Origin of the sequence: Ectothiorhodospira shaposhnikovii (assembly GCF_016584105.1) — a bacterium.
In the GTDB taxonomy this organism is placed as follows: Bacteria; Pseudomonadota; Gammaproteobacteria; order Ectothiorhodospirales; family Ectothiorhodospiraceae; genus Ectothiorhodospira; species Ectothiorhodospira shaposhnikovii.
Map to the genome: position 1 here is coordinate 18,414 of NZ_NRSM01000036.1, position 13,147 is coordinate 31,560.

General features: G+C 61.9%; 16 protein-coding genes, 2 tRNA genes and 1 pseudogene. 9 read left to right on the top strand and 10 right to left on the bottom strand.

Features of this window, described 5'->3' with window-relative positions; translation table 11 throughout:
• Nucleotides 1-4: 4 nt before the first annotated feature.
• Complete coding sequence (locus CKO35_RS15455) at nt 5-205, bottom strand: YgaP family membrane protein (protein ID WP_008931640.1); 201 nt, start codon at nt 203-205, stop codon at nt 5-7.
• A gap of 47 nt (nt 206-252) precedes the next feature.
• Nucleotides 253-1,551, bottom strand: coding sequence for a citrate synthase (locus tag CKO35_RS15460; protein WP_200177017.1), 1,299 nt, complete (start codon nt 1,549-1,551; stop codon nt 253-255).
• A 312-nt stretch (nt 1,552-1,863) separates the two neighbouring features.
• Here CKO35_RS15460 and CKO35_RS15465 point away from each other — a divergent pair, with 312 nt between their 5' ends.
• Nucleotides 1,864-2,082, top strand: coding sequence for a bacterioferritin-associated ferredoxin (locus CKO35_RS15465; RefSeq protein ID WP_200177018.1), 219 nt, complete (start codon nt 1,864-1,866; stop codon nt 2,080-2,082).
• A gap of 161 nt (nt 2,083-2,243) precedes the next feature.
• A complete protein-coding gene (bfr, locus tag CKO35_RS15470; RefSeq protein ID WP_008931643.1) occupies nt 2,244-2,708 on the top strand; it encodes a bacterioferritin in 465 nt (154 codons plus the stop codon).
• 222 nt (nt 2,709-2,930) lie between these two features.
• Here bfr and CKO35_RS15475 read toward each other — a convergent pair.
• Nucleotides 2,931-3,007, bottom strand: a tRNA-Arg gene (locus tag CKO35_RS15475).
• A 160-nt stretch (nt 3,008-3,167) separates the two neighbouring features.
• On the opposite strand from CKO35_RS15475, the pseudogene CKO35_RS18085 reads away from it, so the two are divergent.
• Nucleotides 3,168-3,584 (top strand): annotated as a pseudogene (locus CKO35_RS18085) (secondary thiamine-phosphate synthase enzyme YjbQ); the annotation flags it as partial.
• Nucleotides 3,585-3,857: 273 nt separating this feature from the next.
• Here the strand turns inward: CKO35_RS18085 and CKO35_RS15485 are convergent.
• On the bottom strand, nt 3,858-4,343 hold the full coding sequence (locus CKO35_RS15485; RefSeq protein ID WP_200177020.1) for a DUF2721 domain-containing protein: 486 nt from the start codon (nt 4,341-4,343) through the stop codon (nt 3,858-3,860).
• Between the two features lie 81 nt (nt 4,344-4,424).
• Here CKO35_RS15485 and CKO35_RS15490 point away from each other — a divergent pair, with 81 nt between their 5' ends.
• From CKO35_RS15490 to CKO35_RS15505, 4 genes are all read left to right on the top strand, one after another.
• Nucleotides 4,425-5,426 (top strand): TIGR00341 family protein, encoded by a 1,002-nt coding sequence (locus CKO35_RS15490; protein WP_200177021.1) that lies wholly within the window; start codon nt 4,425-4,427, stop codon nt 5,424-5,426.
• A gap of 147 nt (nt 5,427-5,573) precedes the next feature.
• A complete protein-coding gene (locus tag CKO35_RS15495; protein WP_200177022.1) occupies nt 5,574-6,854 on the top strand; it encodes a nucleotide sugar dehydrogenase in 1,281 nt (426 codons plus the stop codon).
• Nucleotides 6,854-7,861: an NAD-dependent epimerase gene (locus CKO35_RS15500; protein ID WP_200177023.1), complete on the top strand. Its 1,008-nt coding sequence runs from the start codon at nt 6,854-6,856 to the stop codon at nt 7,859-7,861. The genes CKO35_RS15495 and CKO35_RS15500 overlap by 1 nt, the downstream gene beginning before the upstream one ends.
• A gap of 4 nt (nt 7,862-7,865) precedes the next feature.
• Entirely contained in the window at nt 7,866-9,227 is a 1,362-nt protein-coding gene (locus tag CKO35_RS15505) for a phosphohexomutase domain-containing protein (protein WP_200177024.1), read from the top strand.
• Nucleotides 9,228-9,290: 63 nt separating this feature from the next.
• On the opposite strand, the gene CKO35_RS15510 is transcribed toward CKO35_RS15505, so the two are convergent.
• The 3 genes from CKO35_RS15510 to CKO35_RS15520 all read right to left on the bottom strand — a co-directional run bounded on the left by CKO35_RS15510 (nt 9,291) and on the right by CKO35_RS15520 (nt 11,259).
• Nucleotides 9,291-9,509 (bottom strand): SlyX family protein, encoded by a 219-nt coding sequence (locus tag CKO35_RS15510; protein WP_200177025.1) that lies wholly within the window; start codon nt 9,507-9,509, stop codon nt 9,291-9,293.
• Between the two features lie 8 nt (nt 9,510-9,517).
• Nucleotides 9,518-10,486 carry a 2-hydroxyacid dehydrogenase gene (locus CKO35_RS15515; protein ID WP_200177026.1) on the bottom strand — a complete coding sequence of 323 codons (969 nt, stop codon included), beginning with the start codon at nt 10,484-10,486 and terminating at the stop codon, nt 9,518-9,520.
• A gap of 101 nt (nt 10,487-10,587) precedes the next feature.
• The gene (locus CKO35_RS15520; RefSeq protein WP_200177027.1) at nt 10,588-11,259 is read right to left on the bottom strand and encodes a Bax inhibitor-1/YccA family protein; all 672 of its coding nucleotides are present in this window, start codon (nt 11,257-11,259) and stop codon (nt 10,588-10,590) included.
• Nucleotides 11,260-11,287: 28 nt separating this feature from the next.
• Here CKO35_RS15520 and CKO35_RS15525 point away from each other — a divergent pair, with 28 nt between their 5' ends.
• A complete protein-coding gene (locus CKO35_RS15525; protein ID WP_200177028.1) occupies nt 11,288-11,446 on the top strand; it encodes a hypothetical protein in 159 nt (52 codons plus the stop codon).
• A 233-nt stretch (nt 11,447-11,679) separates the two neighbouring features.
• A tRNA-Ser gene (locus tag CKO35_RS15530) sits at nt 11,680-11,767 on the top strand.
• 426 nt (nt 11,768-12,193) lie between these two features.
• Here the strand turns inward: CKO35_RS15530 and CKO35_RS15535 are convergent.
• From CKO35_RS15535 to CKO35_RS18260, 3 genes are read right to left on the bottom strand one after another with little or no spacing between them, the layout of a single operon-like run.
• Nucleotides 12,194-12,574 carry a hypothetical protein gene (locus tag CKO35_RS15535; protein WP_200177029.1) on the bottom strand — a complete coding sequence of 127 codons (381 nt, stop codon included), beginning with the start codon at nt 12,572-12,574 and terminating at the stop codon, nt 12,194-12,196.
• Between the two features lie 7 nt (nt 12,575-12,581).
• A complete protein-coding gene (locus CKO35_RS15540) occupies nt 12,582-12,857 on the bottom strand; it encodes a hypothetical protein (RefSeq protein WP_200177030.1) in 276 nt (91 codons plus the stop codon).
• Nucleotides 12,857-12,991, bottom strand: a complete 135-nt coding sequence (locus CKO35_RS18260) for a hypothetical protein (RefSeq protein WP_274600857.1) — start codon at nt 12,989-12,991, stop codon at nt 12,857-12,859. Before CKO35_RS18260 ends, CKO35_RS15540 begins: the two co-directional genes overlap by 1 nt.
• Between the last annotated feature and the right edge of the window lie 156 nt (nt 12,992-13,147).

A 13,147-nucleotide genomic window follows, 5' to 3' on the forward strand; every position in this document is an offset into this window, starting at 1 on the left:
CAGATCAATTGAACGCCTGACCTGGCTTGATGCCTGCCTTCTTAAGCACGATGGCCAGCGGGCAGAACCCGGTGAAGGCCGACTGCAGCAGGTTCAGGCCTACAAAGGCGGTGAGCCACAGCCACAGCGGGCTGGCCAGGGACAGCAGCAGGCTGAGCAGAATCATCCCGCCGGCAAAGGCAAAGACTGCGCGATCAATCGTCATGGGCATGGCCCTCCTGTGTTTTAGGTTTTCCTAATATACAGGTGGATCTAGCGCTTCTCAATGGGCACGTAGTCCCGGGCTGCGGCGCCGGTGTAGAGCTGACGCGGACGTCCGATGCGGGATTCCGGATCCTGCATCATCTCGCACCAGTGGGCGTTCCAGCCGACGATGCGCGCCAGGGCGAAGATGGCGGTGAACATGTTCAGCGGGATGCCCATGGCCCGCAGGATCAGGCCGGAGTAGAAGTCCACGTTGGGGTACAACTTGCGCTCCTTGAAGTAGTCGTCTTCCGTGGCGATGCGTTCCAGCTCCATGGCCACCTCGAACAGGGGCTGGTTGTCGGCACCCATCTGTGCCAGCAGTTCATGGCACATCTTGCGGATGATCCTGGCCCGCGGGTCGTAGTTCTTGTACACCCGGTGGCCGAATCCCATCAGGCGGAAGGGATCATCCTTGTCCTTGGCGCGGTTGACGAAGTGATCCACGCTCTGACCGCTCTCCACGATCTGCTCCAGCATGCGCACCACGGCCTCGTTGGCACCGCCATGCAGGGGACCCCACAGCGACGTGATGCCGGCGGATACGGCGGCAAACGGATTGGCCTCGGAACTGGCGGACAGCCGCACGGTGGAGGTGGAGGCGTTCTGCTCGTGGTCGGCGTGCAGGATCAGGATCAGATCCAGGGCCTTGGCGAAGATGGGGTTGGGCTCGTAACGCTCGGTGGGGACACCGAACATCATGCGCAGGAAGTTTTCGGAATAGCCCAGTTCATTATCCGGATACAGGAAGGGCTGGCCGATGGCGTACTTGTAGGACCAGGCGGCGATGGTGGGCATCTTGGAGATCATGCGGTGGGCCGAGATCTCCCGGTGCCGGGGGTTGTGCACATCGGTGCTGTCGTGGAAGAAGGCGGACAGGGCGCCGAACACGCCCACCATGATGGCCATGGGATGGGCATCGTGGCGGAAGCCGTCGTAGAAGCGACGGATGGCCTGATGGGGCATGGAGTGCTTCTGGATGATGCGGGTGAAGTTTTCCAGCTCGGTGGCGGTGGGCAGTTCACCGTACAGCAGCAGGTAGCAGGTTTCCAGGTAGCTGCTGTGCTCGGCCAATTGCTCAATGGGATAGCCGCGGTACATCAGGATGCCCTTGTCGCCATCGATGTAGGTGATGTCGCTTCGACAGCTGGCGGTGGACATGAACCCCGGGTCGTAGGTGAAGTAGCCCAGTTCCTTGGATAGGGGACGGATGTCCACGGTGGCGGGATCGATGGTGCCTTCCAGGACGGGCAGCTCTACCTGCTTGCCGGTTGCGTTGTCAATGACCGTGACGGTACGGGGTTTCATGGGTTGTCCTCGTCATCCGTTGTTCAGTTTGGACATTCAGGGACCTGTCAGGTCCTGAGCCTTATTCTCGTGACCAGCCCTTGCAGGTGGCCTGGACGGGGCACACTTTATTGCGATGCAACACCCGGAGTCCATGTTTTCCTGCAAGAAAATGCCTGGACGGAGAGCAATCCAGATTGGTCCAGATTGTGCTTTCTAACCGGTTAGGCGCCGATGCGCAAGAAATTAAGTCTGGATGGTATTGACATTGATTACCATTCAGGAGCAAATTCCCAGCTGGTGTGTCGGATAAATGAACGAGGATTTAACGGCATGTATGTCTGTCTTTGCAAGGGAATCACGGATCATCAGATCCGCAGGGCGGTGGCCGAGGGCGCCGATAGCATGCGGGATCTGCGTCGGGAACTGGGGGTCTGCACCGATTGCGGCAAATGTGGGGTTTGCGCCAATCGTTTGCTACGTGACACCCTGAACACGGCACCTGCAGTCAACGTGACCATGGCGGACGCACCGCAATGGGCGGTGGGCTGAAGATCCGGGATTTTGCAAGTGGAGTCGCCTGACGGTGATGATGACGTCCTCGAGGTGATGGTCTAAACTTTTAGAGTCATTCCAAGTCTGTATTGGGAAGGTACGCTATAAAAAGAGATCCTTCCGAGCAGATCCAGCACCGACTTCGAGGAGAGCACACCATGAAAGGCGACAAGAAGGTCATCGAATACCTGAACAAGGCCCTCAAGGGCGAACTCACCGCCATCAACCAGTATTTCCTGCACGCCCGCATCTTCAAGAATTGGGGCCTGACCAAGCTGGACGAGTACGAATACCACGAGTCCATCGATGAAATGAAGCATGCGGACAAGCTCATCGAGCGTATCCTGTTCCTTGAGGGTCTGCCCAACCTGCAGGACCTGGGCAAGCTCTACATCGGTGAAAACACCAAGGAAATCCTGGAGTGCGACCTCAAGCTGGAGCATGAGGGCCATGCCGTTTACAAGGAGGCCGTGGCCTACGCGGAAAAGGTGGGGGACTATCCTAGCCGGGATCTGTTCGCCGCCATCATGGCTGAGGAAGAAGAGCACATCGACTGGATCGAGACTCAGCTTGAGCTGATCGAGCGTCTGGGACTGACCAAGTACGAACAGTCCATGCTGTAGTCGGCGCCAACCGTGGGGAAAGCGCTTCCCCACGGACTCCTCGCAAAAAACGCCTGGAAGGTGAGTGCCGGGAATCGGCAATCATCGGGTCATGACCATACGAAACCCTGTGAATCCCGTGCCGGTTGATCGGTCACCCGGAGGGTAACAGTCAACTTCGGTTATCGGCGCGAAGCCGGCAATAACGGTTTGTATGGCGTTTTTGGAATTGGCGGCGCTGTCTGGCGCCCCGACCACGACTCGAACGTGGGACCTTCCCCTTAGGAGGGGGACGCTCTATCCACCTGAGCTACCGGGGCAGTGAAAAACACTCCGGGTACTGGAGTGCGAACGTGGGCGATTATGGCACAGATTTCCCGCGAGACGCACCCCGTACCGTTGCCGGTGGCGGGACATGTGGCGATTTTGCCGTCGGGACAGGATAGACTCACGCCATGCGGAATACCCGGGACGATACCCATGCCCATTCACCAAGCACCGTTCACCGTCACCACCCGGGGCCGTGGCCCGGTGGAGATCACCCACCATGTCAATGAACACCTGCGGCAGTCCGGTCTGGAAACGGGTCTGTGTCATGTGTTCTGTTGCCATACCAGCGCCTCCCTGACCATCACTGAAAACGCCGATCCCACGGTACTGCGGGATCTGGAGGGACATCTGGTCCGGAGCATCCCCGACGGTGATCCTCGCTATGCTCACGACATGGAGGGGCCGGATGACATGTCTGCCCACATCCGCAGCGTGTTGACCGGCGCCGGCCTGACCGTGCCTTTCGCGCGGGGGCGTCTGTCCCTGGGGACCTGGCAGGGGATTTTCCTGTGGGAGCATCGCACCCATGGCCATGGCCGCCGGGTGATCGTGACTTGCCAGGGGGAGGCCCCGGCCTCGCAACCAATGCCGTCGGAACCCTGCGGGGAAGAGGCCGGCACCGGCGACCTGCGGCTGGCCCTGACGACCCTGACGGCGGAGCGGGACCAGGCCCTTGCCGAGCTGCACAAGGCCACGGCGGCCCTGGCGGAGATGCAGGGCCGGATTCAGGCCTCGGAGGATACCCGGACGGAACTGCAGGCCATCATGGCACGATTGCGGGATATCGGCGGGGGCTGAGCTTTTTCAATCCTCGGGACATGGGGACACGGGGCCTGACGGTCAGTGTTCCTGTGTGTCCGGAGCCGTGTTCCGGGTGCGCGGCACGTCCTCGTCGTTCAGTGCCATGGCCGCCGAGGCCAGCTGCAGGTCACGTACGAACATTCCCAGGGAGGCGATCAGGCTTGCCATGGCAAACACGAACATGGTGCCGATCAGGCGCGGATGTTCCATGCTCAGCAGAAAATCGATGAACACGGTCAGGATGGTCAGGCAGACCAGCATGGCCGTGGCGATGCTGAGCTTGATGCCCAGGTTGATCAGTCCCACCCGTTCATCCTGGATGTCCATTTCCCGGCGGTGCAGTTCAAACCGCACCGGTTCGGGTGCTCGCAACCTGTCGGCCAGATCGCGCTTGCGATCCACGATCCTGGCCAGGCGCACCACGAAGGCATTGATGAAGCCGGCGATTCCCACCAAGAGGAATACCGGGGCGACGGAAAACTGGATGACCTGGGAAATCAGGACCGGTGAAGTGCCTTCTGTCATCTGAAAGGCTCCTTGCGGTTGAGGTGTGTTTTCCAGTAGCTCGGCACGGGCCACAAGGGGCAGGAGCATGGAGATACATCGATGCGACTCATAGAAGTCATCAGTCCCGAGTATCTGCGGCCACGTCTGCTGGCACTGGCACGGGCCCATCATGCCATCGACGCCTGGTGCGGGGCCACCAATGAGGATGGCCGAATCTCCGTACGCATGGTCGTCAACGCGGAAAACACCCAGCGGCTGATGGAAGCCCTGCAGGGCATGATGCTGAAAGAACCCACGGCGCGCATCGTGGTGCTACCCGTTGAAACCACGGTGCCGATGCCGGGGCAAACGGGCACCGCGCCCCGGCCCGATGCCCCGGGGGGCAGGGATCTCACCCTTGAAGAGCTGTATACCAGAATGGCCAAAGAGGGAAGTCTGGATCGTAATTTTGTGATGCTGATTTTTCTGTCCACCATCGCCGCCACCATCGGTCTGGCTGAAGACAACACAGCGGTGGTCATCGGTTCCATGGTCATCGCTCCGCTGCTGGGGCCGGTCATCACCTTTGCCTTCGGCGTCTCCATGGGCGCACGTGCCCTGGCCATGCGTGCCCTGTTCACCGCGTTTGTCGGTCTGGGGCTGGCCATCCTGCTGAGTCTGGTCATCGGCTTTCTGTGGCCGGTGAGCGTCAGCAATGCCGAAGTGCTGGCACGCACCGAGGTCAATGTCGCCCATGTGGTGCTGGCCCTCACCGCCGGTGCCGCAGGAGTTCTTGCCCTGACCAGTGGCATCACCACCCGTCTGGTGGGTGTCATGGTGGCGGTTGCCTTGCTGCCGCCCGCTGCCGTGTTCGGCATGTTGCTGGGCAAGGGGGAATTCGAGCCAGCCATGGGAGCGGCGCTGCTGCTGGGCGTCAACGTGATTTGCGTGATCATCGCGGCCCAGTTCGTGTTCCTGTTCCAGGGCGTCAAGCCCCGTCGCTGGGTAGGGGTGGGAAAGGTGGAGCGATTCACCCCGAAGGACTGGTTCATCTGGCTGTTGATCGGCACGCTCCTTCTGGTCGGCCTGGTGGTTCTGATCCTGGTGCGCGGTGGGTTCTGAGAGGATGCCTTCGTGGTCCGGATTCCCCCCCATCGACGCCCGGATGATCGAAGACCTGTTGTGGGCCTGATGTCCTGTCGCCAGCACCCGGGATTTCCGGTATCTTGCGGTCATTCAGGAACACTCCCTTTCCAAGGAACCCACGCAATGAGCGAAAAGATCGGTGTCATCGGTCTCGGGTATGTCGGGCTGCCCGTGGCCATGGGTTTTGCGGCCCACTATCCCGGGACGGTCGGGTTTGATATCAGTGAACGTCGGGTCGGCACGCTCCAGGAATGTCACGACTTCACCGGCGAGGTCACGCCCGAAGAACTCAAGGCCAGCACCCTCAAATACACCACCGATCCTCGCGATCTGGTGGGAACCACCTTCTTCGTGGTCACCGTCCCCACCCCCATCGACGACAATCGCCAGCCCGATCTGCGGCCGGTGCTGTCCGCCTGCGAGACCGTGGGCAGGGTACTGTCGCCCGGGGCGGTGGTGGTGTTCGAGTCCACGGTCTATCCCGGCGTGACCGAGGAGATCTGCGGACCGCTCCTGGCCCGGATTTCCGGTCTGCGTCAGGGGGTGGACTTCAAGCTGGGGTATTCCCCCGAGCGCATCAATCCCGGTGACAAGGAACACACCCTGACCCGCATCGTGAAGGTGGTCTCCGGCGAGGACGAGGCGACGCTGGAACGGGTGGCCGAGGCCTACGGACGCATCGTCGAGGCGGGCGTCCATCGGGCGCCCACCATCAAGGTGGCCGAGGCCGCCAAGGTGATCGAGAACACCCAGCGGGATCTGAACATCGCCCTGATGAATGAGCTGGCGCTGATCTTCGATCGTCTGGGCATCCGCACCCGGGATGTCCTGGCCGCTGCCGGCACCAAGTGGAACTTTTTGCCCTTCAGCCCCGGTCTGGTGGGGGGGCACTGTATTGGCGTGGACCCCTATTATCTCACCACCAAGGCCAAGGCCGTGGGGTACTACCCCCAGGTGATCCTGGCCGGGCGGCGCATCAACGACGGCATGGGGGCCTACGTGGCCCAGCGCCTGGTGAAGCTGCTGATCGAGCAGGACCGTCCCGTGAAGCAGGGCAGGGTGGGCATTCTCGGGCTCACGTTCAAGGAAAACGTCCCGGACCTGCGCAACTCCCGCGTGCCCGACATCATCAAGGAACTGCGCCAGTTCGGCATCGAACCCCTGATCCATGACCCGCTGGCGGATGCTCAGGAGGCGCACCATGAATATGGTCTGACCCTGTCGCCCCTGGAGGCCTTCCAGGACCTGGACGGGCTGATCCTGGCCGTGCCTCACCGGGCCTACCTGGCGGTGGGGTCCGACAGCCTTGCCCGGCGCCTGGCCTCAAGCGGGGTGCTGATCGACGTGAAATCGGCCCTGTCCCCGTCCGCCGTGGGGGCCACCCAGGCCTATTGGAGTCTTTGATGAAAATCCTGGTCACCGGCACTGCCGGCTTCATCGGCTCGGCCCTGGCCCTGCGTCTGCTGGCGCGGGGGGATGAGGTCATCGGCGTCGATAATCTCAACGACTATTACGACGTCAATCTCAAGCTGGCCCGTCTGGAGCGGGTGAAGGCCCATCCCGGCTTTACGGACGTGCGGGCCGATATCGCCGATCGCGCCGCGATGGAAGACCTGTTCGCCCGTCACAAGCCCCAGCGGGTGGTGAACCTGGCGGCCCAGGCCGGGGTGCGCTATTCCCTGGAGAATCCACATGCCTATGTGGAAACCAATCTGGTGGGGTTCATCAATATCCTGGAAGGCTGCCGTCACCACGGGGTGGAGAACCTGGTCTACGCCTCCTCCAGTTCCGTCTACGGGGCCAACACCACCATGCCCTTCACCGTCCACGACAACGTGGATCATCCCATGAGCCTCTACGCCGCCAGCAAGAAGGCCAATGAGCTCATGGCCCATACCTATAGCTCCCTCTACGGCCTGCCCACGGCGGGGCTGCGCTTCTTCACCGTCTACGGCCCCTGGGGGCGCCCGGACATGGCCCTGTTCATGTTCACCCGCAACATCCTGGAGGGCAAACCCATCGATGTCTTCAACTACGGTCACCATCGCCGGGATTTCACCTATATCGATGACATCGTGGAAGGGGTGATCCGCACCCTGGACCGGGTGGCCGAGCCGAACCCGGCCTGGTCCGGTGCCGAGCCCGATTCCGGCACCAGCTTTGCCCCCTACCGGCTCTACAACATCGGCAACAACCAGCCGGTGGAACTGCTCCATTACATTCAGGTACTGGAGGACTGCCTGGGCATGAAGGCGGAAAAGAACCTGCTGCCCCTGCAGCCGGGTGATGTGCCGGATACCTATGCGGACGTGCAGGACCTGGTGAACGACGTGGGGTATCGTCCGTGTACGCCGGTGGAGCAGGGCGTGGAGAACTTCGTGCGCTGGTACCGGGACTTCTACAAGGTTTGATGCAATGACCGATCGTCTTGCCTGTTTCAAGGCCTATGACATCCGCGGCCGTGTCCCCGATGAACTGAACCCGGAGCTGGCCCGGCGCATCGGCCGGGCCTACGCCCGCGTCATCCGTCCGGCGGGGCCGGTGGCGGTGGGGGAGGATATTCGACTGAGCAGTCCGGCGCTGGCGCAGGCGCTGGTGCAGGGGTTGAACGAGTCGGGGGTGGACACCCGATCCCTGGGGCTGTGCGGCACCGAGACCGTCTACCATGCCGCGTCACTGCCCGGCATGGGGGGCGGCATCATGGTCACCGCCAGCCACAATCCCATGGACTACAACGGCATGAAGCTGGTGAAGGCGGGCGCCGTGCCCATCAGCGGCGACAGTGGCCTGAACGAGATCGAGGCCCTGGTCCGTGATGCCGTCCCGGTCGAGGGCCATGTTCAGATGGGCCGGGACGAGCCGCTGGACGTGATGGCCGGCTATGTGGAGCGGGTGCTGGGTCTGGTGGATGAGTCGGTGCTCAGACCGCTGCATCTGGTGGTGAATGCGGGCAATGGGGCCGCCGGCCCCACCTTCGATGCCCTGGCCGCCCGGTTGCCCTTCCGGGTGACCCGGGTTCACCATGCCCCGGACGGCCGTTTCCCCAACGGTATTCCCAATCCCCTGTTGCCGGAGAACCGCAGTGCCACCGCCGACGCGGTGAAGGCCCACGGGGCGGATCTGGGAATCGCCTGGGATGGCGATTTCGACCGCTGCTTCCTGTTCGACGAGCAGGGCCGGTTCGTGGAGGGCTATTACGTGGTGGGGCTGCTGGCGGCCCAGTTGCTGGAACGCCATCCGGGGGAGAAGATCGTCCATGACCCGCGCCTGACCTGGAACACGGTGGAAATGGTTCAGTCGGCCGGTGGCGTGCCGGTGATGAGCAAGACCGGACATGCCTTCATCAAGGAGCGCATGCGCCTCGAAGACGCCCTCTATGGCGGGGAGATGTCGGCCCATCATTACTTCCGCGACTTTGCCTATTGCGACAGCGGCATGATCCCCTGGCTGCTGGTGGCCGAGCGTCTGTGCCGGACCGGTCAGCCCCTGTCCGCGCTGGTGGATGAGCGGGTGCGGGCCTTTCCCTGCAGCGGCGAGATCAATTTCCGGGTGGCGGATGTGGCGCGGACCCTTGCCAGGATCGGCCAGGTGTTCCGGGAACGGGCCCTGGAAGAGGACGACACCGATGGCCTGAGCATGGGGTTCGGCGACTGGCGCTTCAATCTGCGGGGTTCCAACACGGAACCGGTGATCCGGCTGAACGTGGAGTCGCGGGGGGATGAGGCCCTGATGCAGACCCGGACCTTGCTGCTGTCCGGATTGATCCAGGAAACCTGATCCTCCCTTGGATTACCGCCAGCCCCGCAAGCGCGCGCACGGTCGGAAAGGCTTGGGTCAGTATCAGTAATGGGGAGGTGGTGGTTCCGGCAATTGCTGTCCGGACGGGTGGCGCTCCATCAATTCCAGCAGGCGCAGCCGCAGACCTTCCACCTGTAACTGCAGACGGTCGATCTCCTGCTGCTGCCTGGTCACCACGTCATTGAGGTCCTGACACAGGGCCTCCTGATGGGCCATGCGGATCTCCAGTTCCACCATTCTTTCACTCACGGCATCCGACATGTCCAGCCTCAACTGTTCACCTGATTGATGATGTCGCCGGTCAGAAAACCGGCAATGTTCCGCGCCAGCGCATCCACCATCCGTTGCCGGGCCTCCACCGCTGCCCAGGCCACATGGGGTGTGACGATCAGGTTGGGGATGTCCCCCGCCAGCAGCGGGTGATCCGCCGGGGGCGGCTCCTGTTCCAGTACGTCGATACCCGCCCCGCCCAGTCGTTTCTCCCGCAAGGCCTGGGCCAGGGCCTGGTTATCCAGCACCGCACCCCGGGCCGTGTTGATCAGCAGGGCATCCGGCTTCATCCGGGCCAGGCGCCGGGCATTCATGAGCCGCTCGGTCCGGGGCGTGAGCGGACAGTGCAGGCTGACAATGTCCGAGTCAGCCAGCACATCATCCAGCGGCAGGCGATCCGGCTGCGGTGGATCGCCCCGCAGACTCTCCGCCACCAGGATCTCCATGCCGAAGGCCCTTGCCACATCGGCGGTGGCCCGTCCCAGCACCCCGTAGCCGATGATCCCCAGCCGACGTCCCGCCAGTTCACGGATGGGATGGTCGAGGATGCAGAACTGACGGCTGGCATGCCAGCGTCCCTCCCGGACATCCCGCTGATAGGCCTCCAGGCGGACGGTCAGGGCCAGGATCAGGGCAAAGACATGCTGCACCACGGAAGCGGTGGCATAGTCCCGGACATTGCAGACCACAATGCCCCGTTCGGCGGCGGCTTCCAGGTCCACGTTGTTGGTGCCCGTGGCTGCCAGGCAGACCAGCTTCAGCCGTGGTGCGGCGGTCAGGGTCTGTCTGTCCAGCACCACCTTGTTGGTGATGGCCACCTGGGCATCCCGGATCCGCTCGGCCACCTGCGCCGGCGTGGTGTAGTCATGGAAGGTCCAGTGGGGCAGGGCATGCTTCAGGGGGGAGAGATCCAGGTCGCCCCGATCCAGGGTTTCCAGGTCCAGGAATACGCCGTGTTCGATCTGCATGTTCACCCCGTTCGTGTGTGTTCAGGCAAGGCTTGACGCAAGAAGGCCCCGGGTCGATGCCCGGGGCCTTCGGAAAATGTCTGCAACGGCTCGAACGGCGATCAGTTATCGCCGGTGAGCATGGCAAACAGGTTCATCAGGTGCAGGAACAGCACGTAGATGTTGGCGAACAGGGAGACCGTCATCACCACGTAGTTGGCCTCGCCGTCGTGCACCATGCGGCTGGTATCCCACAGGATGGCGGCCGACACCAGCAGCACCACGGCCGAGGAAATGGCCAGTGACAGGGCCGGAATGGCCAGGAACAGGTTGGCCACGATGGCCGCCAGGATCACCAGGAAGCCCACGAACACGAAGCCGCCCAGGAAGCTGAAGTCCTTGCGGGTGGTCAGTGCATAGGCGGAAAGACCCACGAACACCAGCGCCGTGCTGGCCAGCGCACCCCCCACCACGCCCGGGCCATTGGGCAGACTCAGATACATGCCCACGATGGGACCAAGGATGTAGCCCATCACGCCGGTGAACACGAACACCAGCGGCAGGCTCCAGATGCTGTTGCGCAGGTAATTGATCAGGAAGGGGAAGCCGATGAAGAAGGCCAGCATGAACAGCCAGTGGACCGGCTTGGCGCCCACGGCCATGGCCACGAAGGCCATCACGGCACTGAAGGCCAGGGTCATGGACAGCAGCATGTAGGTGTTGCGAATGACCTTGTTGGTGGCCAGGACGCCTTCGGCCGGACGGCTGGCGGCGGTGACGCGCTCGGTTGACATGGTGAATGCTCCTCTTGAACGGGATGGAATGACGAATATCAAGCATGTCCGTGATGCCGCTAAGGTACTTGATTGGCGGCACGGGATCAAAACCATCGATGTTCTTTACCGGTTCTTTGCCGGCGTCGGCAGGGGCGCCGGTGTGTCAGACCGGCTCATCGTGTTCATTGTTCCCGGAGGTACGTGACCGTGTTGTCGCATTGTCTCCGGACGGTTAAACTAGCGCCCCTGAAGACCCCTCGCCTTCATATGGTCGTTGCCCGCGGAAGGGTGGCAGAGTGGTCGATTGCACTGGTCTTGAAAACACATGCTGCAACTCCGGTAGAACTGAAATAAAGGCTTTAAAAACAAGTGCTTAGGGTGTAAGCTACAGACCGCACTAGCGGGGCGTTTAGCGAATACTTAGCACGTCACGAATTTGGAAGGGTGGCAGAGAGGTCGATTGCACTGGTCTTGAAAACCAGCGAACCGCGAGGTTCCGTGGGTTCGAATCCCACCCCTTCCGCCATATCCTGTGAGCGGGCTACCTTGCCCGCTCACGACAACGGGCACCATGCAGCGCCCGTTGAAGGCAGCGTCAGACGGTAGGAGTTCCGCCCCGCTGCTGCACCCGTTCGATTATCGTGGGACGGTATGCTTGTCCACGGCTCCCAGTGATACCACATCATCACCAGTCAGAGTCGCTGCCGTTCTTCCGGCAGTAATCACACATGCGCAAGCCGCGCACGTCAGCGCTGAAAAAGTCAGTGCGGCACTTGAGGCACTTGCGCCAGCCGACATGGCGCACCACTCGCGGAGGGCTAAGACTGTGGTCAAGGACAGGCTCTCGGCGCTTGCCGTCGTCCCGCCCCCACATCGCCGGTTCTGCTATCTCGTAGGTGATGCCGGGCGGCGCCGTGTGGCGCGGGTCGTCACGGTCAATGCGCATTGGGGGTCACTTCGCGTCAGGGTCGCTGCTGGCGGTGCTGTATGGCGGCAACCATATGCTGTCAGCAAAGATTGCATCAGGGTCAAGCTCCGAGCATTCCAGCAACATCCTCAGCGAGTCGTACTTGACCACACCATCGTCGCCCACCATCCGGCCTTGCGGGTCCATGAGCCAACTACGCTCACTCGTGTTGCCATGCGGAAAGTTGTCACAAGTCCAAGCTCCGACGGTCAATAGAGCCTCGACACTAATTCCTCCACTCCTGTCGGGATCGGTAACAAGCCAGCCCATTACCGGCGCCGCTTCGAGCTGCAACGGGTTATCCCCTACAAAGTGAATTACATACCAGCCGGGTTGAGCTTGAACTATCTGACGCACTTCTTTCATAGGTCACCTATCTAATTGTCTTAACTTCAATGCCCGGCAACCGGGCATGAGCCTTGTACTTGTGGGACACATCGTCCGGGTCGCCTTCCACCACAGCGTCACCGGGTCTGACGTGCAGATATTCGCGGGTATCGGCTACCAGCTTTTCCTGACTCGCAACGGCAAGACGTTCCCATTCGTCCAGGTCGAGAATGGGCGGCCATGCCGCCATTGGCTTTTGCGCCGACCGTTGCTGTTCCAGTGCGGCCAAGCGGCGCAGTGTGGTAGCAGCAAGCCGCTTCATCAGTGGATAGCCTGCACCAGCTCAAAGGCGCGGTACTGGGCCATTCCTTGCTCCAGCTCCGCACGCTGCACGGGTGGCAGTGCGTGCCTGATACGCTCGCCCAGCGCCATTGCCGCCTCAGCCCGCACAGCCATAGGGCGCGTTTCATCGGCGCAAATCTTGCGCAGTTTGTTCTGGTCAAGTCGCAGCGGACACGGATTAAGCAGCAACCGCTAAAAAATGTTGCTGAGGGGTGATGTACCCCAGGGACGAGTGGAGCCGGTCGCTGTTGTACTCCATCTCGATGTACT